Source organism: Corynebacterium sp. AOP36-E1-14 (genome assembly GCF_052377495.1).
GTDB lineage: Bacteria > Actinomycetota > Actinomycetes > Mycobacteriales > Mycobacteriaceae > Corynebacterium.
Map to the genome: position 1 here is coordinate 24,682 of NZ_JBQSWV010000012.1, position 23,863 is coordinate 48,544.

Here is a 23,863-nt window from a genome sequence, read left to right on the forward strand (position 1 = left end):
AATCCCATACCGACGACGAAGCGACGTGACCCAGTGAATGAATTCATTTCCTCACGGTGGACCGACATTCTGTTCCGCTCCTACCAGCATGCGAGTCTGGTCGTGCAGGCGATCATCCTCGCCACCGTGATTGCACTGGTCATCGCCGTCGTCGTGACGAACTACCGTGGTCTGACCCCGGTCGCGAACGCGCTTTCGGCCATCGGGTTGACGATTCCGTCGTTGGCCCTGCTCGGCCTGGTGATTCCGTTGGTGGGAATCGGCACGCTTCCCTCGGTCTTCATCGTGGTTTTCTTCGCCACCCTCCCGATTCTGCGTAATGCGATTGTCGGGTTGCAGAGTGTCCCGGCGGAACTCATCGAGGCCGCCCGCGGTCAGGGGATGAATTCCCCCGCGATTTTCCTGCGGGTGCGGCTCCCGCTGGCGTGGCCGGTGATCCTCACCGGCGTGCGGGTCTCCGCGCAGATGTCGATGGGTGTCGCGGCGATCGCCGCCTACGCGCTGGGCCCCGGGCTCGGCGGGTACATCTTCACCGGTCTGAGCCAGTTCGGCAGCGCCAACGCTCTGTACTACACCCTGGTGGGGACGATCGGCGTGGTGATCGTCGCGCTGATCCTGGACGCCGTCCTCGTCCTGCTGGGCCGACTCACGACCTCGAAGGGGATCCGCGCATGACGAACGACCGACAGAACTCCGGCGCCGAGATCGAACTCTCCGGCATCACCAAGCGCTACCCCGGGCAGGACGCCGCCGCGGTGGAGGACCTGAACCTCACGATCCCCGCGGGCGAGACCGTCATGTTCGTCGGGCCGTCCGGCTGCGGGAAGACGACCTCGTTGAAGATGATCAACCGGCTGATCGAGCCCTCGGACGGGGTGATCAGCATCGGCGGCGAGGACGTCACGAAGAAGAACCCCACCGAGCTGCGTCGCAACGTCGGCTACGTGATCCAGGGCGGTGGCCTGCTGCCGCACATGACCGTCGCGCAGAACATCGGACTGGTCCCCGGGCTACTCAAGTGGGAGAAGAAACGCATCACCGCCCGGGTCGACGAACTGCTCGACCTCGTCGGCCTCGACCCGTCGGTCTACCGCGCCCGCTTCCCCCGGGAGCTCTCCGGCGGGCAGCAGCAGCGCGTCGGCGTGGCCCGCGGTCTCGCCGCCGACCCGCCCGTCCTGCTGATGGACGAGCCCTTCGGCGCGGTGGACCCGATCACCCGGCAACGGCTGCAGGACGAGATGATCAGCCTGCAGGCCGAGCTGCACAAGACCATCGTGTGCGTCACCCACGACATCGACGAGGCGGTGAAGCTCGGCGACCGTATCCTCGTGCTCAAGGAGCACGCCCGCATCGCCCAGTACGACACCCCGGACCAGATCCTCGGCAACCCGGCGGACGACTACGTCGCCGACTTCGTCGGCTCCGGCTCCAAGCTCAAGCAGCTCTCGCTGCTGCGGGTGGACGACGTGGGCTTCGACGAGTTCCCGACCTGCACCATCGGGGAGGACGCCGCGTCGGTCGTCGAGCGGGTGCACGCCGCGGGCGAGGACAGCGTGATCATCCTCGACGACCGGGGACGTCCCCACGACTGGGTCTGGCTGCGCGCCCTGCAGGGCGCCGGCACCGTCCCGCGTCCGGGCATCGACCTGGAGACCACCGTGGAGCGGCGCTCCACGGTGAACGACGCCCTGGACTCGATGCTGGTCTCCAGCCACGGCGGTGCGATGGTCACCGAACGTGGCCGCTACGTCGGCGTGATCTTCTACGAGAGCGTGACCGACTACACCCGCAAGCTCAACTCGGACGGGGTGGGGTGACATGCTGCGCAGGCTCTCCGGGGAGGACAAACTCCTCATCATCGGCATCCCCGTCCTGGTCGCGGTCGTCTTCCTCGGCTGGGTGACCTGGCGGCAGACCGCCGACCTGGGGGACGTCGAGACCCGCGCCTTGGCGTGGGGCAGTGTGGCGACCATGGCGCGTGAGCACATCGTCCTGGTGGTGATGTGTGCGGTGATCGTGCTGGCCACGGCCGTGCCCGTCGGGGTGCTGCTCACCCGCCGACGCTCCCGCATCCTCTCGCTGTTGACCACGCTGATCGGCAACATCGGCCAGTCCGCGCCGGTCATCGGTGTCATCGTGCTGCTGGCGATCTGGCTGGGTTTCGGCACCCCCACGGCGGTGCTCTCGCTGAGCATCTACGCCTTCCTGCCGGTGCTGGCGAACACGGTCGCCGGGCTGACCGGTGTGGACCGCCAGCTCGTGGAGGCGGCCCGCGGCATGGGGATGTCCCCGGTGCAGGTGCTCTTCCGCGTGGAGTTCCCCATGGCGCTGCCGGTGATCATGACCGGTGCGCGGACCGCGCTGGTCCTGCTGGTCGGTGCCGGCGCGTTCGCCACCTTCATCGACGCCGGTGGCCTCGGTGCACTGATCCAGACGGGCATCACGCTCTACCGCTTCAACGTCCTGGTCTCGGGCGCGATCCTCATCGCCCTGCTGGCCCTGATGGTCGAATGGGTGGGCCGGCTGCTCGAAGTCGCGCTGACCCCGAAGGGACTCTGAGCCATGACCACCATGACTGAACGCGCCGCACCACGCGGCCACCGTGGCTTCCGTGCCTTCCGGGGCCTCCGTGTCAAGGTCCTCGCCCTGGTCACCGCGCTTTCCGCGGTGCTCGCCACGGCCTGTGGCCTGGGCACCGCCGGCGGCTACAGTCCCACCGGCACGCTCGCCGGCGACGTGGAGGACGTCGACCTCTCCGGTGCCACGGTGGCGGTGGGTTCGAAGAACTTCACCGAGCAGGTCCTGCTGGGCAAGATGGCGGTGATCCTCTTCCAGTCCGCCGGGGCGGACGTCAAGGACCTCACCAATATTCCCGGATCCTCCAGTGCACGTCAGGCCATGGTCGAGGGCGACGTGAACATGCAGTGGGAGTACACCGGCAGTGCCTGGACCACCTACCTCAACCACGACGACCCCATCCCGGACGAGCAGAAGCAGTACGAGGCGGTCCGTGACGAGGAGAAGGAGAACGGGCTGGTCTGGTTGCCGCCGGCGCCGATGAACAACACCTACGGTTTCGCCACGACCCGTCCGGTCGCCGAGGAACTCGGGGTGGAGACGCTCTCCGACCTGGCTGAGGTGCCGCGTGCCGAGCGCACGTTGTGCGTGGAGTCGGAGTTCGCCAACCGTAACGACGGCCTGATCCCGATGCTCGAGGCCTACGGGCTGACCCCGGCGGACGTCGACCAGTCGTTGATGGACACCGGTGCGATCTACGCGGCGACGGCCGGTGGCACCTGCAACTTCGGCGAGGTGTTCACCACCGACGGCCGGATCAAGGCGCTGGACCTGCAGATCCTCGAGGACGACAAGCAGTTCTTCCCGAAGTACAACCTCTCGGCGGTGGTGGCCGAGGGGCTCATGGACGAGTACCCGCAGATCGCCGACCTCTTCGGCCCGGTCTCGGAGAAACTGGAGGACGAGACCTTGATCGACCTCAACGCCCGGATCGACGTGGACGGCGAGGAACCCGTCGACGTGGCCTGGGACTGGTTGCGCGACGAGGGATTCGTGGAGGACTGACCCATGTGCCCGCGGTGAGGATCGCGGTGGTGACCGCGGCGGCTCGATGAGACAGCAACCCCAGGGGATGGTGGCACCAACCCCTGGGGTTGCTGCCTGCGCAAAGAGGAGATGCGAAGGTACCGCTTGACATTGTCAGGTACCTGCGTAGTATCTACATCAGCAGGTACCTGAACAACAGGTACCGCATCAACTCAAGGAGTGGACATGGAAGACATGACCGAGAACACCGAGAACGCAGCGAACATTACGGCGTCCCCGGATCTCGCCGACCGCCTCACCCACCTCGCCATGATGCTGCGGCGTATGGACATGATGGGTCGCGGGGGCCGGGCATTCGGCGGAATGCGCGCCGGTCAGGGCAGGGTGCTGCGCATCCTGACCCTGCGTAGCCCGATGCCGCAGCGTGAACTTGCATACATGCTGGGTGTTCGTCCCCAGTCGCTGAGCGAGCTGCTCGGCAAGCTCGAGTCCGCCGGGCTCGTGGAGCGCAAGCGTGACGAGACCGACCGTCGCACCTTCAACGTCGAGATCACCGAGGAGGGCAGGACTGCGGAGTCAGGCTTCCAGGAGATGGAGGATCCCTTCGACGTGCTGTCCGAGGAGGAGCGCGACCAGTTCGGCGAGCTGCTGGACCGGGTGTCGGACGCGGTGCGTGCGAAGTTCCCCGACGATTTCCGGGGCGACTTCCGCGGCGAAGGTGGCGGCGACGGTCGGGGCCGTGGTTTCGGCGGTCCGCACCCCTTCGGCGGCGAGCCCGGATTCGGTGGCCACGGCGGTCGTGGCGGACACGGTGGACGGGGCCGGCGTGGTGGTCGCGGCGGTCGTGGTGGTGAGCGTCCCGACGAGGACCGTGCCGAGTGGTGCGACCGTGAGGCCGGCGACATCCCGAATGGCGCTGAGGGCTTCGAGGAGCACGGGATGGATCCGCGCGCCGAGATGGGCCGGATGGCGATGTTGCGCATGGGCATGACGGGCCGTGACTTCGGCCAGGGCTTCGGCCGTGGTTTCGGACGCGGTGCCCGGTTCGCCTGATCAGGAACTGCGAGACAATAACCCCGGAGGTCGGTCACACCGACCTCCGGGGTTGCTGTCTCGCATTGGGTGCCACAGGTGCACCACTGGTGCGCCGCGGCGGGACGCTAGCCGGCGATCACCACGTCCAGCGTGCGCGGACCGTGCACACCCTGCACACGGATCAGCTCGATGTCCACGGTCGCGCTCGGTCCGGAGACCATCGTGACCGGGTGGTCGTCGAACCCCTCGCTGACCAGCCTGGTGATCGCCTCGGGGACGATCTCCACGATGTCGGCCACCTTGACCACCACGACGTGGTGGTCGGGGACCAGGGTCGTCGCGCGGCGTCCGGACTCCGGGCCGACCAGCATGATCGTGCCGGTGTCCGCCACGCTCACCGCCGAGGACGTCACCACGGCGGACACGTCGTTCATCTCGTCGAGTCCCACCGGGGCCTCGGTGGAGTCGTCGAGGATCTCGGCGTCCAGGGTGGACACCCAGTCGTGGTCGAGGGCGGCGGGCACCATGACACGGTGGTCGGCGGTGTTCTCGCCGGCCTTGTCCAGGAAGTGGCGGACGGCCCCGGCGATCTCCCCGGACGTGCCGTCGCAGCGCGTCACGGTGGCGTCGTAGTCCTCGAGCCGGTCGACCAGCAGGTCGACGAGGCCGGCAGCATCCAGCGTCCCCGTCCTGCGGTAGGCACGCGGCACGTCCACCGTCCCGGCACTGTCCTGCCCGTCGCGGAGCCCCAGCGAGGAGCGCACACGGGCCAGCACCTCGGTACGGGCGTCATTGCGTGAATCAGTCACCGGTCGGTCTCCTTCTGTTCCTTCTCGTGCTTGCGGAACCAGCTGCGGAAGGACTCCGCCGGTGGTTGGGGGATGTCGCGCGAGCTGGTCCACATCCCGGCGACACCGGGCAGCGAGGTCATCCCGGACGACGGGGTGACCTTGTGCACCAGCGGCAGTGCGCGCTCGGCCAGGCCCATGCGTCGGCCGTCGCTCATCAGCCACTTCGCGCCGTCCAACGCCGCGTCCAGCTGCGTGGACGGCACCGGTCCGCCGTGGTTGACCTCCTGGTCCTCGTTGCGCAGACGCGTGAGCATCTCCGGGATGTTGATCTTCACCGGGCAGGCGTCGTAGCAGGAGCCGCACAGCGAGGACGCGTAGGGCAACGAGCCGTTCGCGGACTCGTCCACCCCGGTGAGCAAAGGAGTGAGGATCGCACCGATGGGGCCCGGGTACACCGATCCGTAGGCGTGGCCGCCGGCGCGTTCGTACACCGGGCACACGTTCATGCAGGCAGAGCACCGGATGCAGTGCAGGGCCTGCCGCCCGTTCTCGTCGGCCAGCGCCCGGGTCCGCCCGTTGTCCAGCAGGATCACGTGGGCGTTCTGCGGGCCGTCGCCCGGGGTCACGCCCGTCCAGAAGGAGCTGTAGGGGTTCATCCGCTCACCGGTGGAGGAGCGCGGCAGCAGCTGCATGAACACCTCCAGGTCCTGGAAGGACGGCAGCAGCTTCTCGATGCCCATCACCGTGATCAGCGTCTCCGGCAGGGTCACGCACATGCGCCCGTTGCCCTCGGACTCGACCACGGACAGGGTGCCGGTCTCGGCGATGCCGAAGTTGGCGCCCGAGATCGCCACCTTGGTCTCCATGAACTTGCGGCGTAGGTGACGCCGGCTCGCCTCGGCGAGGTGCTCGGGGTTGTTGTCGAGGTCGGGGTCGACGTCCTCCATGCCGTTGAGGAAGATGCGGCGGATCTCGTCGCGGTTGCGGTGGATCGCCGGGACCAGGATGTGGCTGGGTTTGTCGCCGCCGAGCTGCACGATCAGTTCGGCGAGGTCGGTCTCGAAGGCCTTGACGCCGCGCGGTTCAAGGTACTCGTTGAGCCCGATCTCCTGGGTCGCCATGGACTTGACCTTGATCACCTCGCGCACGCCGTCCTCGGTGAGCGGGGCGTTCTCCTTGATGAGGCCCTCGACGATGCGGTTGGCCTCCTCGGCGTCGCGTGCCCAGTGGACGTGGCCGCCGCGCGCGGTGAACGCCTCCTCGAACTGCTGGAGCAGCTCGGGCAGACGCGACATCACGTCCTGCTTGACGGCGGAGCCGGCGTCGCGCAGCGCCTGCCAGTCCGGCATCTCGTCCACCCGGGCGGCCCGCTTGCCACGGATCGTCTGGGTGGCGTGCTGCAGGTTGCCGCGCATCTGCACGTTGCCGAGCTCGTGCTCGGCGACCTCGGGGAAGGGGTGGGTCTCCAGCAGGTTGCCGTGGCCGGGGACGGTGGGCATGCCCAGTACGGTGTGTGAACTCATCGCAGCTCACCTCCGGTGACCGTGGCGCCCTGGTCCTCCAGCAGCAGCGGGTTCTCCCTGGTGGACGCCAGGATCCGCGCCAGGTGCACCGCGGAGGGGACGCGTCCCTCGCCGGGCACGAGGCGTCCGGTGCGCGACAGCCCGCCGCCGATGTGCATCAGGCAGGACACGTCGCCGCCGGTGCACACCGAGGCGCCGGTGGAGATGACCGCCTCGACCTTGTCGCCGAGCATCGCGCCGGAGACCTGCGGGTTCTTCACGGAGAAGGTGCCGCCGAAACCGCAGCAGATGTCCTCGTTGCCGATGGTGCGCAGCTCCAGGCCGTCCACGGAGGCCAGTAGGTCGCGCTGCCGGTCGCCGAGGCGCAGCAGGCGCATGCCGTGGCAGGACGGGTGGTAGGCCACCGTGTGCGGGAACCAGCTGCCGAGCTGCGCGGAGGCGTCGGTGACGCCCTCGACGTCGGTGAGGAACTGGCACAGTTCGTAGGTGCGCTCGGCGATGCCGGTGGCGCGGGACGCCAGGTCGGCGTCGCCGTTGTAGTCGGCGATCATCGGGTGCTGGTGGCCGAGCGAGGCCACGCAGGAGCCGCTGGGGGCGATGGCGTAGTCCCAGTCGGCGTCCTCGAAGGCACGCACGTGGTTGCGGACCACCGGGTAGGCGTCGGTGAACTTGCCGGAGTTGATGTGCATCTGGCCGCAGCAGGCCTGACGCTCCGGGAACACCACCCGGTGCCCCAGCCGTTCCAGGATGTCGACGGTCGCCTTCGCCACCTCGGGATACATGGCGTCGACGATGCATGTCGCGAACAACGCGATCTTCATGGGAGTCGTCCCTCGTCTCAAGTCGTGGAGCACAGCAGCTCTTCTCAAGCTCGACTGGTGCTTCTGCCTGGGACGACCGGGGTGAGCGCACGCGCGGTAGTCAGCCGACGTGGGGATCGCGGACCTCCGGACCGTCCTGTGCCTCCACAGTAGTTCCCGGGGGAGGGACGGGGGACTACACCTGGTCGGGGCGGACCTCGATCGTCGAGCCCTGCGGCAGGGCCTCGAGCATGCGGATCCTCGCCAGGACGGGGTTCTGCTCCAGCACCTTCGCGCTGGCCAGACGCGCGCGGGTGGTCTTGACCTCGTTGCGGGCGCGCTCCAGGTCATTCTCGGCGAGGACCTTGGACACCACGGCCTCCTGCAGTGCCGAGGAGTACTCGGCGGGCAGGCTGACGTCCTTGAGCAGGACGGAGTCGACGGCCACGCCGACGGACGCGGCGGTGTCGCCGAGGGCGTCCTGCACGGGCGACAGGTCGATGCGCGAGCCGGCGAAGTCCTCCAGCGGCAGGGTGGCGACGAGTTCACGCAGCGCGATCTGGGCGGCGAGGTAGATCTCCTCGTCGGGGCCCTGCGCGGCGGAGACGTAGGTGACCGGGTCCACGGTGTGCACCGACATCGCCAGGGTGAGGGTCACCGGAAGGGCGTCGGACGTGGGGACGGTCTGCGGGTGCACGGTGATCAGCCGGCGACGGCGGTCGACCTGGCGGAAACGGTCGCCGGGACGCGCGACGGCCCGGGCGTCCAACCGCTCGATGCGTCCTTCCCGCTGCCGCAGGACGGCGTGGCCCGGCAGGGCGACGGGCGAGCGCAGCGTGCACGGCTGCCACCCCGTGGCGTTGGAGAGGGGCATGTAGAAGGACGCGCCGGACGTGTTCCGGCGGGAGCGGAGGAAACCCATGTGATCACCGTGGTTGTCGAGGAAAGTTGGAGGGGTTGCCGCCGGGCGGGTCCGGCGGGGGCGGGGCACCGGGGCGTCCCCCGCACCCTGGATCAAGCAGGGTGCGGGATCGGGCCGGGCCGCAGGCTCCTGCCGAAAGTGTTCCGCGCGACGGCAACCCATTCAAGGAGTGTGGGGACTCGAACCCCCGCCTGGTCAGGCGTTACCGTAGCGGTCCGCACCAGTTCAATCGGGAACACCCCGGAAGACCGGACGCGCCCAGCAACCACGGTGCGGTGCTGAAGCCAGCCTAGCGCGGACGGTTGGCGATTGCAGGGGATTACGCTGCCGCCTGAATGATTCGCCGGCGGTGTGGGTGTGGAGGCGACCATGCGCCTGCGCTCCTGCTCACCTGTAGTTTGTAGAGGGGAATGCCGTGAAATTTTTGAGGTGAAGCACTGTTGTTCGGTAGTTCGTCGAGACCGGAACGTACGTATGTAACAGGACAGGTCACTGTGTGGCTACGTCGTGTCACGGGCGTCGCCGCGGTCGTCACCGCGGTGCTGACGCTAGCCATGTACCCGTCGATGCCAACCACCGTCCCGACGCATTTCAATGGGCTGGGACAGGCCGACGATTGGGGACCGAAGTACTCGCTCCTGATCATGGCCGGGGTGTTGCTGCTCCTGGTGGGAGCGCTTGACTGGTTGTCGCGGCGTCCCCGGCTGTTCAATTATCCGAGGGAGGTGACCGAGGCTAACGCACAGTCGCTCTACCGCATCGGCGAACAGATGATGGTGTGGACGAACCTCGGATGTACCGGGATCTTCGCGAGCCTTGTACTCTCCGTCGTGGCCGGGGTGAACGCAACCTTGTTGATCGTGCCCTGGCTCGCTGTATTGCTCGGGGCCGTCGCTGTCGGGATCGCGAGGATGATCAAGGTCGGTGGCTGACCTGCGGTGGCGGATGAACGCATCAGACCCCCGGCATATTGTTGGTTGCCCAAGGGGAGAACCATCAATATGCCGGGGGTCTTGAGGAAGTGATCGGGCCGTGAGGTCCGGACACCGAGTATCCCGGGGTACTACGAGGTGCGGATCACGCTGAGGCCGCCGAACTTGTCGAACCAGGAGCGCTTCTCCGGGTCGTTGGAGATCTTGACGCCGATGAAGATCGCGAGGCCGAGGTAGACGAAGAATCCGATGAAGGGGATGATCTGTGCGGCGTACCAGGAGTTACGCTTCAGGGAGGAGACGGCGTCCGGGTTCGAGCCGGCGGCGGTGACGACCTTCATACCCAGCAGTCGCTTGCCCGGGGTGGCGCCCCACGCGACCTCGCTGCCGACACGGGCGATGAACCAGACGATCAGGGAGATCAGACTCGACGTGAACATCGGGCCAGGCTCGAGTGAGGCAGTTTCGATGCCCAGCAGAGAGGTGATTGCAGTCGCGATGATTCCGATGATGACGCCGTCGATCAGCGTCGCGCCCAGCCGGCGGCCGGCGCCGGGGCGCGGGTTCGGCACCAGGTTGTTGGGGTCCTGGCCGTAGGGGTCGTTGTTGTAGGACCCGTAGGACGGGACGCCGTCGTAGGGGTTGGGGTTCGGGTTGTTCGTCATGGGACCGTCGTGTCCTTCACGTGTCGTGGGGGAGGTTGGGGAAGCCGAGGATGTCTACAGCATAAGGCAGCAACCCCGGGGGTCGGGATGACCAACCTCCGAGGTTGCTGCGTTGCAGCGCTCAGACGGTGCTGCTGTGGTGCGGCGGTGCTTAGGCGTTGACGCTGGCGCGGGCCTTCTCGGCCGCGGCGACGAGCACCTTGATCGAGGCGGTGGTCTCGTCCCAGCCGCGGGTCTTCAGACCGCAGTCGGGGTTGACCCACAGCTGGCGGGCCGGGACGGCCTCCAGTGCCTCGGCCAGCAGCGTGTCGACCTCGCCCTGGTCGGGGACACGCGGGGAGTGGATGTCCCACACGCCCGGGCCCACGCCCAGCTCGAAGCCGGAGTCGCGCAGTGCGTGCAGCACACGCATGCCGTTACGCGAGGCCTCGATGGAGGTCACGTCGGCGTCCAGGTCACCCACGGTGCCGATGAGCTCGTTGAACTCGGAGTAGCACATGTGGGTGTGGATCTGGGTGGCGTCCTGCGCACCGGCGGTGGCCAGGCGGAAGGAGCCCACGGCCCAGGCCAGGTAGGCGGGCTGCTGGGAGGCACGCAGCGGCAGCAGCTCGCGGATGGCGGGCTCGTCGACCTGGATGATCTTCGCGCCGGCATCGGCGAGGTCGGAGATCTCGTCGCGCAGGGCCAGGGCGACCTGGTCGGCGGTGGCGCCGAGCGGCTGGTCGTCGCGGACGAAGGACCAGGCGAGCATGGTGACCGGGCCGGTGAGCATGCCCTTGACCGGCTTGTCGGTGAAGGACTGTGCGACCTTGAACCAGTCGACGGTCATGGGCTCCGGGCGGGTCACGTCGCCGAAGAGGATCGGCGGGCGCACGCAACGCGAACCGTAGGACTGGACCCACGCCAGGTCGGTGGAGTGGTAGCCCTCGAGCTGCTCGGAGAAGTACTGGACCATGTCGTTGCGCTCGGGCTCGCCGTGGACGAGCACGTCGAGGCCGAGGGCCTCCTGGCGGTCGACGACGTCCTTGATCTCGTTGACCATGGCCTCGTGGTACTGCTCGGGCGTGAAGTCACCCTTGCGCAGCTTGGCGCGGGCCTGGCGGATCTCGGTGGTCTGCGGGAAGGAGCCGATGGTGGTCGTCGGCAGCGGCGGCAGGCCGAGCTCCTTGTCCTGCACCTCGCGGCGCTGGTCGAAGGGGTTGCGGCTGCGGTCGGCGTCGGTGACGGCGTCGGTGCGGGTGCGCAGCGCGCTGTTGCGGGTGCGCTCGGAGGCGCGGCGGGACGCCACGGCCTTCTCCGCCTCGGCGACGGCGGCCTTGTCGTCCTCGGTCTCGGTGCCGTTGAGCAGGCGGGACAGGACGGCGACCTCGGCGACCTTCTCGGCGCCGAAGGCGAGCCAGCTGCGCAGCTCGGAGTCGTCGTCGAGGCTGGTCTCCTGGGCGAGGGAGTAGGGGACGTGCAGCAGGGAGGAGCTGGTGGACACGCCGACCGGGCCGCGTGCGGCGAGGGCCTTGAGGGTGTCCAGGGCGCGGGCCAGGTCGGTGCGCCAGATGTTGCGTCCGTCGACGACGCCGGCGAGGATCTCCTCGTCGCCGGTCCAGGACGGAAGCAGGTCGGCGTCGGCGACGTTGGTGTCGTCGGCCTGACGCTCGTCGGTGCGTCCAGTCACGAGGTCGACGCCGAAGGCGGCGATGCCGATGCCGGAGAGGGTCTTGACGGCCAGGTCGCCGTCACCGAAGTAGGTCTGGACCAGCAGGTTGGTCTCGCCGGCGGCGGCCACGAGCTTCTCGTAGCCGGCGCGGGTGCGGGCCAGGAGGTCGGCCTTGCGGGCGTCGTCCTTGTCCACGTCGGTGACCAGGTAGGGCTCGTCGAACTGGACCCAGGTGGCACCGCGGTCCGCCAGGCGCGGCAGCAGGCGGGCGTAGGCCTCGAAGATCTCCTCGAGGTGGGCCAGGGCGTCCGAACCGTCGGTGGTGCGGGCGAGCGCCAGGTAGGTCAGCGGGCCGATGATGACCGGACGCGCGACGGTGCCGCGGGTGACCTGGTCGCCGAGGTCGGCGAGCAGGGCGGCGTCGTCGAGACGGAACTCGGTGTCGGCGGCGAGCTCCGGGACGATGTAGTGGTAGTTGGTGTCGAACCACTTGGTCATCGCGCTGGCGGGCAGGCCGGCGGTGCCGCGGGCGGCGGTGAAGAGCCGGTCGATGTAGGCGGGGAGTCCGTCGTTGCCGTGGTCGTCGATGTCGGCGACGCGGGTCGGCAGGGCGCCGAGGAGGGCGGAGGTGTCCAACATCGAGTCGTAGAAGCTACGGCCGATGGTGGGCACGGAGTCGAGGCCGGCCTGGGTGAGGTTGTCGGCCTGCTGGTTGACCAGCTGGGTGGCGACGGTGGCCAGGTTGCGTCCTGTGGACGCGTCCTTCCAGTAGGTCTCGAGGGCCTTCTTCAGCTCGCGCTTCGGGCCGATGCGCGGAACCCCGGCGACGGTGGCGTTGATCTGTGCGGTCACAAATGATCCTTCACATGTGGATGTACGGTTCTCGCCGTCGGCCGGTGAGTCACATGTGGGGCCCTAGAAGAGTTCTAGCCGCGCCTCGGGGTACGCCCCGGGAACGCGCGGACACGGTGCTCGCGTCGGAGACGCGGTTAGCGCTGATGACGACCGTGAACGGCAGACCACATGCTGCGGTTCATCACCGCAGGTTCCACCTCGTCCGGGGCTCCAGGAGGGGAACTCGACTCTCGTCGACTGCTTCGCGCCCAAGGTAACCAGTAGACCGCTTAGTCTGTCAAGTCCATCACGTTATTTCGCTCATGTCGCCTGGCGCACGGCCTGTTCAGGTCTCTCTGCAGACTCCTCGCCGCAGCGCAGGTTAGGTACCGTTAGTGCGCTGTCTGGCTGCAGGAATGGTTCGTGACCGAGCCATTGTGTTGCCAGCAAAAGTAGGTAGTGTGGCTCACAAGGAACTGCAGTGAGTGTAGCGAACCGCAATCCCTACGGAGTGAAAAATGTCCCGCCTCAAATGCCTGTCAGTGTTGCTGCTTCCCGCATTGCTGCTCGGATGTTCTGTGGAGAATCGGAACGACCAGGGAGGCGGGTCGGGCTCCGTAACGGACGCGGGTGACGATGAACCGCGTGATGACATGACCGACGAGCGCATCGTCCAGTGGGAGTCCGTCGAGGAGGTCGGAGCGACGAGTCTCCGGGTGCATTTCACGGCGGGGACCACCAGTTGTTACGGGACGCGTGCGGCCGTGCAGGAGGACTCCGATGAGATCCTCGTCGCGACGATCGTAGGCACTATTCCCGAGGCACATTCAGCGTGTGAGGACGTGGGACGGGCTGCCTCGCTGTTGGTTGAGTTGGAGGACGAGGTGGGTGACCGCGAGATCGGGCATCTCGAGGATGAGAGCATCCTGCGTCGGTGAGCCGGGCATGAGTTAGCTGACAGGTCGGGATGCGGGCTCAGGGAAAGAGCGCAGGGCGCAGGCCACTGCTCCGCCACCGGCGGTCAACTCCACCGTGGAGGCGTCGACGAGGACGGTGAGTTCACCGGGCGGACAGGCCATTGTCCTGGTGTCATCGCCTCGAGCCACCGTCAGGTGCCCGGGTTCCCAGAGAATCTCGACCCCGGACGTAGGACCGGTGTCCACGCGCAGGTGGGCAGGCGTCGTCCCCAATTGCCGCCGCAGGGTGGTCGTGCGGCCGAAGGTACCGTCCGGTTCGGTGTCCTGCGGGGGCAGGAACAGCTCCTGGTACAGGCCACGGTCACACAGCCTCAGCACCCGGGGCACCGTGAGGCAGTGCACCCAGCCGTCGGCCAGCGTCGGCTGGTCGTCCTGCCCGGGCAGCCCCATCCAGCCGACGAGGACAGCACGGTCACCCTCGGTCGTGACCACGGCCTGTGGGGCGTAGAACTCATGTCCGTGGTCGAGTTCGCTGAATCCACGCACCACCTCGAAGGTGGTGCCGCGCATCCGTCCGACGAGGTAGCCGCACTGGTCGGAGCTGGCGTAGTGGGTGACGCCGTCGACGGTCACCGGCTCGAGACCCTGCGGACAGAAGACGAGCACATCCAGGCGCTCCCCGGTCCCGGAGTCCTGCAACGTGAGCAGGTTCGGGCACTCCCACATGTAGCCACCGGGGATGACATCGGGTGAATCACCGGGCATCGCCTGGGAGGTGTCGAACTCGATCTCCCCGTCGAAACACCACTTTTCCAGGTCTGTCGACGAGTAGCGGACCACGGCACCTGTGCCGTCCTCCCGTTGGGCACCGAGCAGCATCCGCCACTCGCCGGAGGTGCCCGGTTCGGCAGTGATCTGGGGGTCACGAAAATGGCCGGTGTAGCCCTCCTCCGGGCCGTCGATCACCGGGTTCGAGGGGGACCGGTGGTGGAAGCCTCCCTCGGGGCCATCGGGGTGGTCGACCTCGACCAGGTTCTGGGTGGGGAGACGCTGCCCCTCGACTTTCAGGTTCCCGGTGTAGAACAGCCGCACGCGGTCGTCCACGACCACCGCAGATCCGGAGTAGCACCCGTCGCGGTCGTAGGAGGCGTCCGGGTAGAGCGCGTCCGGCAGGTGGTGCCAGACGCCTCGGCCCTCGCCGGTGAGCGAGGTCGTCGCGTGGCCCCACCCGGTGCGTTTCGGCGCTTCCGGAAAACCGGGGTCGTGCTGGTAGTAGACGTGCAGGACGTCGCCGTCGAGGTACATCCCGTTCGGGTCGTTGAGCCGACCGGTGGGCGGGGTGAGGTGGTGGCGGGGCCGCGGATGCTGCATGGCTAGGCGCCCTCCGTGACGGAGGAAGTGACACCGGACGGTATCGCGTCCTTCGGGGTCGCGGTGATCACTGATGTGCCCGCCAGGACGGGAACTCCGTCTTCCCCGGTGACGCTGACGGGAGTCACGCTCTCCATCTTCCGGGTGTTGGTGACGATGACGACCACGGTCGTGTCGAGCCCCTCGGCCTCGATGGCGTCCTTGTCGAACGTGCCGAGCAGGCTCCCCTGCCGCACGGTCTCGCCCTGGGTCACGGCAGTCTCGAACGGTGCACCCTTGAGGTTCACGGTGTCGATGCCGATGTGCACGAGTACCTCCAGCCCTGTATCGGTCTTGAGGCCGTAGGCGTGACCGGTGTCGGCGACGACCTTCAGTTTTCCGCTCTGCGGCGCGTAGACACTGACCACCCCGTCTTCGTCGGAGACCACGCCGAGTCCGTCACCCATCTTCCCGGAGGCGAAGACGGGATCGTTGACCTCGCTCAACGCCGTGGTCGTCCCCCGAACCGGTGAGTAGACCGTGTTCGGGGCGACGTCGGCGACCTCGGCCACGACGGTGGCCGTCTCGTCCTTTCCGTCGTCCTTCTCTCCGTCGGGAACGAGGATCTCCTTCGGGATCGCGAAGAGGTTCGTCGCAATGAACGCAGCGGCGACGGCGAGCACGGAGACCACCAGGTACAGCAGCAGTGCGCGGGTGTCGTAGATGTACATCAGGTAGGACGGCAGGACCGCCAGCCCGTAGGAGTTCGCCTGGACATGCAGGAGGCTGAGGAACGCGCCGGCGACGCCGGAAACGGACACCGTCACGATCAGCGGACGCAGGTTGTAGCGGATGAGGATACCGAACAGCGTCGGCTCCGAGACGCCGAACAGCTGGGACATGAATGCGCCCATCGACGTGGCCTTCGCCTTGTCGGAGCGGGCGCGGAGGAACATCGCCAGCGCCACTCCGAGGTTGGCGAATCCGTACATGCCGGCAAGCGTGATCAACGGATTGAGCCCGGTGTTGCCCAGCATCGAGGTCTCGATCATGATCATGGTGTGGTGGATTCCCACCAGCACCATCATCGGGTAGGCCGCGCCGACCAGGGCGCCGCCGATGCCCAGGGGAAGTCCGATCAGGTACTCCACACCGTCGACCATGGCGAGTTCTATCCAGTGGACGATCGGGCCGACGAGCATGATCATCACCAGGAAGGTGGTGAGCATGGTGAGGAACGGGGTGAAGATCTGCTCCACGACATTGGGCATGTGCCGGCGGAAGAACTTCTCGAACCGTGTGCCGATGTAGCCGGCGAAGAGGGCGGTGAGCACGGACCCCTGGTTGCCGACCACGGGGATGAAGTCGAACAACATGATGGCGTCCTCCGACCCGTCCGCCACCGCGTAGGCGTCCGGCAGGATCGGGGACACGAGCATGAGCCCGATGACGATGCCGATGACCGGCGTGCCCTTGAAGTGGCGGAACGTGGACCAGACGATCAACGCAGGCAGGAAGGCGAACACGGTGTCGGTCAACACCGAGGTCATCTCCATGAATGTCTCCGGGATGTCGTCCGGGGTCGCGTTGAACAGGGCAAGGACCTGTTCATCGGTCGCTGCGCCGCGGAGACCCAGGAAGAGCCCGGTGGCCGCGATGACCGGGACGATGGGGATGAAGATGCCGGCGAGCATCGCCATCGTGCGCTTGACCAGGGACGGTTTCTCGCCGTCCTCCCCGGCGTCGTCTGTGTCCTCGTCGTCATCGTCCTTGCCGTAGATCGCGTTGACCTCGCCGAGGTCCTCGATCGCGGCGTAGACGTCGTTGACGGTGCCCGTGCCGACGATGACCTGGTACTGCCCCGAGGCGAAGAAGACGCCCTGCACCTCGTCGATGTTCTCGACCACGTCGTCGTCGATGAGGGAACGGTCCCGGACGACGAAGCGCAGTCGGGTCTGGCAGTGGGTCACCGAGCGGATGTTGTCGGGACCGCCGAGTGCGTCGACGATCTCACGGGCGATGCGTGCATGGTGGTTGTCGGTCATCGTGCGTCCACCTCCACGAGGATCGCCTGGTAGGGCAGCAGGGTGACCGTGTCGCCGTCCTGCTTCAGCCGGTCGAGGTTGTTCAGGTGAACACGAACGGTCGGAACGGTCACCGTCTGCTCCTGCGTCGACCAGTTGGCGTAGACGTGCAGCCGCTGTCCCCGGCGGTAGGCGATGACGTCATCCGGAACGTCGGTGATCTCGGCGATGTCCCCGTAGATCAGTTCCGAGGACAGCCCGGAGTCGTTCCGCAGCTCAACCATGCGGCGGTAGAAGTTCAGGACGGAGTCGGGGTCGTCTTCCTGTGCTGCGACGTTGAGGGTGTCACTCTGCAGGGAGAGTCCGAGCCACGGCTCGTGGGAGTCGCTGAAGCCGGCGGTGGCGGAACCGTCCCAGTGGAACGGGGTACGCCCGTTGTCGCGGGACCGGTCGTTGGCGAAGCCCAGCGCCTCATCCGGTGAGAAGCCCTCCTCCTGGGCGCGGCGGTAGTTGTCGTGGCTGGAGAGGTCGCTGAACTGGTTGATGCTGGTGCGTTCCGCGTTGACCATGCCGAGTTCCTGACCCTGGTAGATGAAGGGGACGCCGCGGAGGAAGAAGTAGGTTGCGCCGAGGGCCTTCGCACCGGTGCCGTTGCGGTACTCAGGGTCGCGGATGAACTTCGAGACGCTCCGCGGTTGGTCGTGGTTCTCCAGGAAGTTCGCCGCCCAGCCGACCTCCTGCACCTTCATCTGGCTGGTGAACAGCAGCTCCTTGAAGTCCGGGACATTCCAGTCGACCTGCCGGTACCATTCCGAACCGGACTCCACGTCAATGTCGGCGTAGTGGAAGTCGAAGATCATGGAGAAGTACCCGTGGTCACCGATGAACTGGTCGAGCTGGTCGTAGCGCACGCCGGACGCCTCTCCCACGGTGACGGCGTCGTGGCGGGAGAACGTCCGGTCCTTGAGCTCGTTGAGGAAGTCCTCGATGCCGGGCTGGTTCTCCGTCCGGCGACGGACCTTGCCCAGGCCGTCGTTGCCGTCGGGTTCGAGGTCCCGGTAGCCCGGGTCCTTCTTGATGAAGGTGATCGCGTCGATGCGGAAGCCGGCGAGACCCTTGTCGAGCCACCAGTTGATCATGTCGAAGATCGTTTCGCGCAGTGCCGGGTTCTCCCAGTTGAGGTCGGGCTGCCTGGGCGAGAAGACGTGGTGGTAGTAGGTGCCCGGCTCGCCCGGGACCTCCGTCCAGGACGATCCCTGACCGAAATTCGACCGCCAGTTGGTCGGTGGGCCGCCGTCGTGGCCCTGCCGGAAGATGTAGAAGTCACGGTAGGGCGACGTGGGGTCGGCCAACGCCTCCTGGAACCACTGGTGTTCGTCGGAGGTGTGGTTGACAACCAGGTCCATGATGACCTTGATGTCCAGGTCCCTGGCCCGGGCGATGAGTTCGTCGCAGTCGGCCATGGTGCCGAACATCGGGTTGATCGCACGGTAGTCGGAGATGTCGTAGCCGTTGTCGACCATCGGGGAGGCGTACACCGGCGAGACCCAGATCATCGTGATCCCGAGGCTCTTCAGGTAGGGCAGCTTGGCGATGATGCCGCGGAGGTCACCGATGCCGTCGTCGTCCTCGTCGCGGAAGGACGCGGGGTAGACCTGGTAGATGACCTCCTTCTGCCACCAGTGGACGGGGCCGTCGAGTGCGACGAGAGGCTGCTGGGGTGTGGTGGTCGTCAAGGTGGTTCTCCTTCGTGTTTTCAGGCTGAGGCCCGGATAACCAGGCGTGGTGTGAGGTCGAGGTTCCCGAGGTCAGGGGTGCCGTCGGCCGCGGTGGGCGCGTCGAGGCCGCGCAGGAGACGCAGGACGGCGGCCCGGGCCATCTCGGCCACAGGTTGGCGGATCGTGGTCAGTGGGACGCTGAGGTACGGGGCCATCGGTTGGTCGTCGTAACCGATGACCGCGATCTCCCCGGGGACACGGATCCCCTGGTCGGCGAGTCCGCCGATGAGCCCGGTGGCGACTTCGTCGGAGTTGGCGAAGAACGCGTCCGGACGCTGCGCCGGCGCGAGCCCGGCGACGGTGCGTGCCAGGTCGGCGCCGTCGCCGACCGTGTGCCGGTCCGTGAAGATGATGTCCTCGTCCAGCGGCAGGTCATGCTGGGTGAGGAAATCCCGGTAGGCCTCATTTCGGTCCCGTCCGTGGCGGGTGTCGCCGAATTGGCCGCCGGTGGCGTAGGCGATCCGGCGGGCCCCGTTGCTCCAGAGGTGTTCGAGTGCTTCGGTGGTGGCGGTGTAGTGGTCCACGGTCACCGACTGCAGGTTCGGGGTGGGGAAGGTCTGGTTGAGGACCACGATCCGGTTCGGCACAGCGTCGGCGATCTCGGCGACCGTCGCAGCGGACTCCACCGACGCCAGGATCACGGCCTCGATCTCCCGGCTCTTCAGCTTGTCCAGGAAGGCGCGCTCGCTGGCGGCGTCGCTGTAGGTCTGCGAGACCATGACCTGGTAACTGTGCTGGTGGAGCTCGCGTTCGACGGCGTCGAAGAACTGGGTGAAGAACGGGTTGGTGATCCGTGAGACCAGGACCCCGATGTTCGGGGTGGTGCGGGTGCGCAGCTGGGAGGCGATCGCGCTGGGGGTGTAGTCGAGTTCCTCGATGGCCGCCTGGATCCGCTCCCGCTTGTCCTCCGAGATGTAGGGGTGGTCGTTCAGGTAGCGGGACACCGTGGACACGCCGACCCCGGCGTGACGGGCGATCTCTGAGATGGTCGCCATGTGGTCACGTCTTTCCTGGCATGTGGTGTGGTATCGATTTCATACGACGATGATAGCGGCCGTCCCGGGTGAGCACAAGGTTTTGTAGAGAAAGTAATCGTCGCCACCCATGACACGCGCCCCGCAAGGCCAACCAGCACCCCGTCTTGCTCCGGCCACCGCGACTAGGCAAGATGGGACTAGCTACATACCGGCTGCGGGCTACCGACCAGCAGCCAGCCACAGGCCGTCCTCCGAGGTGACATAGGGGAGCGGCCACGGTGCCGCATCCCCGTGCGCCGTCCCGTCCCACCCAGGAGCCTCCCCGTGCGTCCTCTGTCACGCCCCCTGCGCATCACCCTGATCTCGGTCGCCGTCGTCATCTACGCGGTGACCTGGCTCTACCTGGTGCTGAATCAGCCGGAGGACTCCGACTTCTCCTCCATGGCGGACTCCGCCTCCACCACGATCGCCCTCGTCGGCTTCCTGGTGCCCACCATCATCGCCCTGGTCGTGGTGATTCCCACGCTGCCGGTGCGCACGTTGGCGTTGATGCCGGTGGCGCTGGTGCTCAACATCGTCGTCGGGCAGGTCGTGGGCACGATGGGCCTGCCGATCCCGCTGTACCTCGACTCCTTCGGCACCGTGCTGGTCGGTGTGCTGGCGGGCCCGGCGGCGGGTCTGGCGACCGGTGGGCTTTCAGCATTGGTGTGGGGCACGTTCAACCCCACGATCGTCCCCTTCGCCGCCGGCTACGCACTGATGGGTCTGGCTGCCGGCCTGGTCAGGAAGCTGTTCCGGTCGTCGTGGTGGAAGGTCGCGGTCGCGGGCCTGGTGCTCGGTTTCCTGTCGGCACTGGTGTCCGCGCCGGTGGCGTCGTTCATCTTCGGCGGCACGGCGGGCACGGGCACGGGCCTGCTGGTGAGCTTCTACCAGTCTCTCGGCGCGTCGCAGACCACGGCGGTCTTCCTGCAGTCGTGGACCTCGGACCCGCTGGACAAGGTGATCGTCTTCCTTGTGGTGTGGGTGGTGGTGCGGTCGCTGCCGGAGCGCTCGCTCAGGACATTCGACCCGGACACCGCCGAGGCGCGGAAGGTCCCTGCGACGGCATGAGTCCGGTGAGTCCGCTTACCCCGCTGACGGCGGCGGTGTGCTCGATCATCACGGTGATGGTGGTGCACGATCCGTGGGTTTCCGCCGGGTTCCTGCTGCTCGCGGTGGTGCTCACATGCGCGGGAGGACGCCGCCAGCGCCGTGCGCTGGTCGCCGGCCTGGTGCTGTCGGCACCGGCGTTCCTGTCGTACGCCCTGATCTACGTGCCTTTCGGGGACGTGGAGGTCGCCCGGTTCCTGATCCCGGTCACGTCGGACGGTGCGTGGATCGCCTGGGACCTCGGCCTACGCTTCGCGGCGATGACGTGTGCGGGGCTGGTGCTCGGCAGCTTCGTGGACGCCGACGCCCTGATGCGGCGACTCCAGCTCAGCGTGCCGGCACCGCTGGTCTACATGGTGGGCACGGTGGTGCGGCTGCTGCCGATAGCGCAGCAACGGTGGAGGACGATCCGGCAGGTCCAGGCGTCCCGCGGGGTGGACGTGGACACGTGGCGTTCCCGGGGTGCGACGGTCCTGCCGCTGGTGGTGGGGCTGATCGACGACGCGTCCCAGCGCGCGCGTCCCCTGCAGCGAACGGGGATCGGCGAGCCGGGCCCGCGCACGCTGCTCATGCCGGTCGCGGACTCCACGGTGCAGCAGGCGTGCCGGTGGTTGATGGTCGTTGCCGCGGTGGTCGTGATCGTCGGCGGGGTGTTCCTGTAGGAGGGGTGTACTCACAGTCACTGCCTCACGTCCCGAACCCGCGCTACCGTCGGTAGCTATGACCACCAACGTAACTCTGAACAACGGCGTCGAGATGCCCGCACTGGGCTTCGGCGTTTTCCAGACCCCGCCGGAGACCACGGCAGATTCCGTGGCCGAGGCGCTGCGCGTCGGCTACCGGCTGATCGACACCGCAGCGGCCTACTCCAACGAACGCGAGGTGGGGGAGGGGATTCGCCGCTCGGGCGTGGACCGCTCCGACATCTTCGTCGAGACGAAGCTGTGGATCAGCGACTACGGCTACGACGAGGCTCTCCACGCCTTCGACAAGAGCGCCGGAAAGCTCGGCGTCGAGACCATCGACCTCCTCCTGCTGCACCAGGCCATGCCCACCGAGTTCGACAAGACCGTCGCGGCGTACAAGGCGCTCGAGACCCTCCTGGCGGACGGGAAGGTGCGCGCCATCGGCGTCAGCAACTTCATGCCGGAGGTCCTGCGCGACCTCATCGAGCAGACGGACGTGGTCCCGGCAGTCAACCAGGTCGAGGTACACCCGTACTTCACCCAGCAGGACGTCCAGACCGCCGACAAGGAGCACGGGATCCTGACCCAGGCGTGGTCGCCGATGGGTGGCATCACCAGCTACCGCGGGGATTCCGACCGCTCGACCTTCAACGACCCGGTGCTCGGCGAGATCGGCGACAAGTACGGCAAGACCCCGGCGCAGGTCATGCTGCGCTGGCACCTCCAGGAGGGGCGCTCGGCGATCCCGAAGTCCGTCAACCCGGAGCGCATCGCCGCCAACTTCGACGTCTTCGACTTCGAGCTGACCGACGCCGACCTCGCCAAGGTCAACGGCCTCGACACCGGGGTCCGCGGTGGACCCGACCCCGAGTCCATCACCACGGAGGCGTTCGGGCGCGACATCCCCGAGGCCTGACCGCAGGACGGACCCATGGGACGCACGGTGTTCGCCTTCGACGCGATCGGCACCGGCTGGCGCGTCACCACCGACGAACCGCTGACCGGCGCGCTGCGCCAGGACGTCCTGTCCCTGTGTGAGGACGTCGACAGGGCGTGGTCGCGGTTCCGCGCCGACTCCCTCGTCGCCGAGATCGCGCGTGCGGATGCTGGGGGAGGCTTCCGCATTCCCGAGCGTGACGTGGTTCTGCTGGACCTCTACGACCGTCTCTTCCACGCCACCGGTGGGGCGGTTGATCCGCTGGTCGGCCGCGATCTGGAGTTGCTCGGCTACGACGCCGGCTACTCCCTGGTCCCTGACCGAGACGGTCTCGCTTCACGCACGCCGGACGACTGGTCGCGTGACGTCCGCCGGACGGGGGACGGAAACATGCTGGTCACCGAGCGTCCGGTGGTGATCGACGTGGGGGCCGCCGGAAAAGGGCACCTGGTCGACCTGGTCGCCGACCTATTGCGGCATGCCGGTGTGGAGAACGCACTGGTCGACGGGGGCGGGGACGTCCGACACGTCGGATCGGAGCCGGTCGTCGCAGGTCTGGAACATCCCACGCGCCCTGGGCGCGTGATCGGCACCGTCGCGCTACAGGACGCGGCGCTCTGCGCCTCGGCGGTAAACCGTCGTACCTGGGGCGAGGGCCTGCACCACATCCTCGACGGACGCACCGGGACACCGGTGACCGACGTCGTCGGGACGTGGGTCGTCGCCGCCGACGCCGCCACGGCGGACGGGCTCGCCACCGCACTGTTCCTCGCCGATCCCGGGCGGTTGGGCGGGTTCGACGCCGCCTGGGTACGCATGCTCGCCGACGGCCGCGTCCAGTGGTCGGACAACTTCACCGGCGAGCTCTTCATCTAGAACTCTTGTAAGGAGACCCCCATGAAGTCCCACATCCTCACCCGCGCCGCCTTCGGTGCCGCAGCCTCGGTGTCCCTTGCCACGGTACTGGCTGGTTGCGCCGGTGACGGTGAACCTGGTCCGAGGACAACCGCCGCACCCACCAGCACCGGCGGCTACGCCGACGGGACGTACACGGCCCGCGGCGTCTACGGCGGGGCGCCGTCGCACATGGACTTCACGGTCACCATCGAGGACGACGTCATCACGGACGTCGAGTCTGAACTCATGGAGGACAACAACGACACCTCCCGCGGGTACCAGGAGCGCTTCGCCGCTGCGCTTCCGGATGAGGTGGTCGGTGAGAGCATCGACGACGTCGAGGTCGGGTTCCTCGCCGGCTCGAGCAGCTGTGGCGACGGCTTCAACGACGCCGTCGCGCAGATCCGTGAGGAGGCCCGCGGCGCGTGACC

22 protein-coding genes are annotated in these 23,863 nt (G+C 67.4%); 12 read left to right on the plus strand and 10 right to left on the minus strand.

Annotation, left to right across the window (positions count from 1 at the left end; all coding sequences use genetic code 11):
- Nucleotides 1-33 precede the first annotated feature (33 nt).
- The 5 genes from ACT3TD_RS07320 (at nt 34) to ACT3TD_RS07340 (ending at nt 4,617) form a co-directional block, all read left to right on the plus strand.
- The gene (locus ACT3TD_RS07320; RefSeq protein ID WP_444637978.1) at nt 34-675 is read left to right on the plus strand and encodes an ABC transporter permease; all 642 of its coding nucleotides are present in this window, start codon (nt 34-36) and stop codon (nt 673-675) included.
- The gene (locus tag ACT3TD_RS07325) at nt 672-1,817 is read left to right on the plus strand and encodes an ABC transporter ATP-binding protein (RefSeq protein ID WP_441579009.1); all 1,146 of its coding nucleotides are present in this window, start codon (nt 672-674) and stop codon (nt 1,815-1,817) included. The genes ACT3TD_RS07320 and ACT3TD_RS07325 overlap by 4 nt, the downstream gene beginning before the upstream one ends.
- Before the next feature lies 1 nt (nt 1,818).
- Nucleotides 1,819-2,559, plus strand: a complete 741-nt coding sequence (locus tag ACT3TD_RS07330) for an ABC transporter permease (protein WP_441579008.1) — start codon at nt 1,819-1,821, stop codon at nt 2,557-2,559.
- Between the two features lie 3 nt (nt 2,560-2,562).
- Nucleotides 2,563-3,582, plus strand: a complete 1,020-nt coding sequence (locus tag ACT3TD_RS07335; protein WP_441579007.1) for a glycine betaine ABC transporter substrate-binding protein — start codon at nt 2,563-2,565, stop codon at nt 3,580-3,582.
- Nucleotides 3,583-3,798: 216 nt separating this feature from the next.
- Nucleotides 3,799-4,617 (plus strand): MarR family winged helix-turn-helix transcriptional regulator, encoded by an 819-nt coding sequence (locus ACT3TD_RS07340; protein ID WP_441579006.1) that lies wholly within the window; start codon nt 3,799-3,801, stop codon nt 4,615-4,617.
- Between the two features lie 107 nt (nt 4,618-4,724).
- Here the strand turns inward: ACT3TD_RS07340 and ACT3TD_RS07345 are convergent, their stop codons facing one another.
- The 4 genes from ACT3TD_RS07345 to ACT3TD_RS07360 form a co-directional block, all read right to left on the minus strand.
- Nucleotides 4,725-5,408 carry a LutC/YkgG family protein gene (locus tag ACT3TD_RS07345; protein ID WP_301443931.1) on the minus strand — a complete coding sequence of 228 codons (684 nt, stop codon included), beginning with the start codon at nt 5,406-5,408 and terminating at the stop codon, nt 4,725-4,727.
- Nucleotides 5,405-6,913, minus strand: coding sequence for a lactate utilization protein B (locus ACT3TD_RS07350; protein WP_441579005.1), 1,509 nt, complete (start codon nt 6,911-6,913; stop codon nt 5,405-5,407). Before ACT3TD_RS07350 ends, ACT3TD_RS07345 begins: the two co-directional genes overlap by 4 nt.
- Nucleotides 6,910-7,734: a (Fe-S)-binding protein gene (locus ACT3TD_RS07355; protein ID WP_301443933.1), complete on the minus strand. Its 825-nt coding sequence runs from the start codon at nt 7,732-7,734 to the stop codon at nt 6,910-6,912. Before ACT3TD_RS07355 ends, ACT3TD_RS07350 begins: the two co-directional genes overlap by 4 nt.
- A gap of 175 nt (nt 7,735-7,909) precedes the next feature.
- Entirely contained in the window at nt 7,910-8,635 is a 726-nt protein-coding gene (locus ACT3TD_RS07360; protein ID WP_441588329.1) for an SPFH domain-containing protein, read from the minus strand.
- 494 nt (nt 8,636-9,129) lie between these two features.
- On the opposite strand from ACT3TD_RS07360, the gene ACT3TD_RS07365 reads away from it, so the two are divergent.
- The gene (locus ACT3TD_RS07365) at nt 9,130-9,567 is read left to right on the plus strand and encodes a DUF1648 domain-containing protein (RefSeq protein WP_441579002.1); all 438 of its coding nucleotides are present in this window, start codon (nt 9,130-9,132) and stop codon (nt 9,565-9,567) included.
- Between the two features lie 131 nt (nt 9,568-9,698).
- On the opposite strand, the gene ACT3TD_RS07370 is transcribed toward ACT3TD_RS07365, so the two are convergent.
- Together ACT3TD_RS07370 and metE are read right to left on the minus strand one after the other, a co-directional pair.
- Nucleotides 9,699-10,232, minus strand: a complete 534-nt coding sequence (locus ACT3TD_RS07370; protein ID WP_441579001.1) for an RDD family protein — start codon at nt 10,230-10,232, stop codon at nt 9,699-9,701.
- A gap of 151 nt (nt 10,233-10,383) precedes the next feature.
- A complete protein-coding gene (metE, locus tag ACT3TD_RS07375) occupies nt 10,384-12,735 on the minus strand; it encodes a 5-methyltetrahydropteroyltriglutamate--homocysteine S-methyltransferase (RefSeq protein ID WP_444614995.1) in 2,352 nt (783 codons plus the stop codon).
- A 635-nt stretch (nt 12,736-13,370) separates the two neighbouring features.
- On the opposite strand from metE, the gene ACT3TD_RS07380 reads away from it, so the two are divergent.
- Nucleotides 13,371-13,655 (plus strand): hypothetical protein, encoded by a 285-nt coding sequence (locus tag ACT3TD_RS07380; RefSeq protein WP_441578999.1) that lies wholly within the window; start codon nt 13,371-13,373, stop codon nt 13,653-13,655.
- A 12-nt stretch (nt 13,656-13,667) separates the two neighbouring features.
- On the opposite strand, the gene ACT3TD_RS07385 is transcribed toward ACT3TD_RS07380, so the two are convergent.
- From ACT3TD_RS07385 to ACT3TD_RS07400, 4 genes are read right to left on the minus strand one after another with little or no spacing between them, the layout of a single operon-like run.
- Complete coding sequence (locus tag ACT3TD_RS07385) at nt 13,668-15,005, minus strand: glycoside hydrolase family 32 protein (protein WP_441578998.1); 1,338 nt, start codon at nt 15,003-15,005, stop codon at nt 13,668-13,670.
- Nucleotides 15,006-15,007: 2 nt separating this feature from the next.
- Nucleotides 15,008-17,029, minus strand: a complete 2,022-nt coding sequence (locus ACT3TD_RS07390; RefSeq protein ID WP_441578997.1) for a glucose PTS transporter subunit IIA — start codon at nt 17,027-17,029, stop codon at nt 15,008-15,010.
- Entirely contained in the window at nt 17,026-18,744 is a 1,719-nt protein-coding gene (locus tag ACT3TD_RS07395) for an alpha-glucosidase (protein ID WP_441578996.1), read from the minus strand. Before ACT3TD_RS07395 ends, ACT3TD_RS07390 begins: the two co-directional genes overlap by 4 nt.
- A 20-nt stretch (nt 18,745-18,764) precedes the next feature.
- Nucleotides 18,765-19,781: a LacI family DNA-binding transcriptional regulator gene (locus ACT3TD_RS07400; protein ID WP_301442497.1), complete on the minus strand. Its 1,017-nt coding sequence runs from the start codon at nt 19,779-19,781 to the stop codon at nt 18,765-18,767.
- Between the two features lie 306 nt (nt 19,782-20,087).
- Between ACT3TD_RS07400 and ACT3TD_RS07405 the strand changes: the two genes are divergently transcribed.
- From ACT3TD_RS07405 to ACT3TD_RS07425, 5 genes are read left to right on the plus strand one after another with little or no spacing between them, the layout of a single operon-like run.
- Nucleotides 20,088-20,873, plus strand: a complete 786-nt coding sequence (locus tag ACT3TD_RS07405; RefSeq protein ID WP_301442496.1) for an ECF transporter S component — start codon at nt 20,088-20,090, stop codon at nt 20,871-20,873.
- Nucleotides 20,870-21,574 (plus strand): energy-coupling factor transporter transmembrane component T, encoded by a 705-nt coding sequence (locus ACT3TD_RS07410; RefSeq protein ID WP_444614994.1) that lies wholly within the window; start codon nt 20,870-20,872, stop codon nt 21,572-21,574. The genes ACT3TD_RS07405 and ACT3TD_RS07410 overlap by 4 nt, the downstream gene beginning before the upstream one ends.
- Nucleotides 21,575-21,632: 58 nt before the next feature.
- A complete protein-coding gene (locus ACT3TD_RS07415) occupies nt 21,633-22,514 on the plus strand; it encodes an aldo/keto reductase (RefSeq protein ID WP_441588383.1) in 882 nt (293 codons plus the stop codon).
- Nucleotides 22,515-22,529: 15 nt separating this feature from the next.
- The gene (locus tag ACT3TD_RS07420) at nt 22,530-23,411 is read left to right on the plus strand and encodes an FAD:protein FMN transferase (protein ID WP_441578993.1); all 882 of its coding nucleotides are present in this window, start codon (nt 22,530-22,532) and stop codon (nt 23,409-23,411) included.
- 21 nt (nt 23,412-23,432) lie between these two features.
- Nucleotides 23,433-23,861 (plus strand): hypothetical protein, encoded by a 429-nt coding sequence (locus tag ACT3TD_RS07425; protein ID WP_301442492.1) that lies wholly within the window; start codon nt 23,433-23,435, stop codon nt 23,859-23,861.
- The last annotated feature ends 2 nt before the right edge of the window (nt 23,862-23,863 follow it).

Bases quoted from the DNA above. Each gene is read 5' to 3' on its own strand.
- ACT3TD_RS07325 (WP_441579009.1), top strand. From the start codon at position 672: ATGACGAACGACCGACAGAACTCCGGCGCCGAGATCGAACTCTCCGGC.
- ACT3TD_RS07330 (WP_441579008.1), top strand. From the start codon at position 1,819: ATGCTGCGCAGGCTCTCCGGGGAGGACAAACTCCTCATCATCGGCATC.
- ACT3TD_RS07335 (WP_441579007.1), top strand. From the start codon at position 2,563: ATGACCACCATGACTGAACGCGCCGCACCACGCGGCCACCGTGGCTTC.
- ACT3TD_RS07340 (WP_441579006.1), top strand. From the start codon at position 3,799: ATGACCGAGAACACCGAGAACGCAGCGAACATTACGGCGTCCCCGGAT.
- ACT3TD_RS07350 (WP_441579005.1), bottom strand. From the start codon at position 6,913: ATGAGTTCACACACCGTACTGGGCATGCCCACCGTCCCCGGCCACGGC.
- ACT3TD_RS07355 (WP_301443933.1), bottom strand. From the start codon at position 7,734: ATGAAGATCGCGTTGTTCGCGACATGCATCGTCGACGCCATGTATCCC.
- ACT3TD_RS07360 (WP_441588329.1), bottom strand. From the start codon at position 8,635: ATGGGTTTCCTCCGCTCCCGCCGGAACACGTCCGGCGCGTCCTTCTAC.
- ACT3TD_RS07370 (WP_441579001.1), bottom strand. From the start codon at position 10,232: ATGACGAACAACCCGAACCCCAACCCCTACGACGGCGTCCCGTCCTAC.
- ACT3TD_RS07380 (WP_441578999.1), top strand. From the start codon at position 13,371: ATGACCGACGAGCGCATCGTCCAGTGGGAGTCCGTCGAGGAGGTCGGA.
- ACT3TD_RS07385 (WP_441578998.1), bottom strand. From the start codon at position 15,005: ATGCAGCATCCGCGGCCCCGCCACCACCTCACCCCGCCCACCGGTCGG.
- ACT3TD_RS07390 (WP_441578997.1), bottom strand. From the start codon at position 17,029: ATGACCGACAACCACCATGCACGCATCGCCCGTGAGATCGTCGACGCA.
- ACT3TD_RS07400 (WP_301442497.1), bottom strand. From the start codon at position 19,781: ATGGCGACCATCTCAGAGATCGCCCGTCACGCCGGGGTCGGCGTGTCC.
- ACT3TD_RS07410 (WP_444614994.1), top strand. From the start codon at position 20,870: ATGAGTCCGGTGAGTCCGCTTACCCCGCTGACGGCGGCGGTGTGCTCG.
- ACT3TD_RS07415 (WP_441588383.1), top strand. From the start codon at position 21,633: ATGACCACCAACGTAACTCTGAACAACGGCGTCGAGATGCCCGCACTG.
- ACT3TD_RS07420 (WP_441578993.1), top strand. From the start codon at position 22,530: ATGGGACGCACGGTGTTCGCCTTCGACGCGATCGGCACCGGCTGGCGC.
- ACT3TD_RS07425 (WP_301442492.1), top strand. From the start codon at position 23,433: ATGAAGTCCCACATCCTCACCCGCGCCGCCTTCGGTGCCGCAGCCTCG.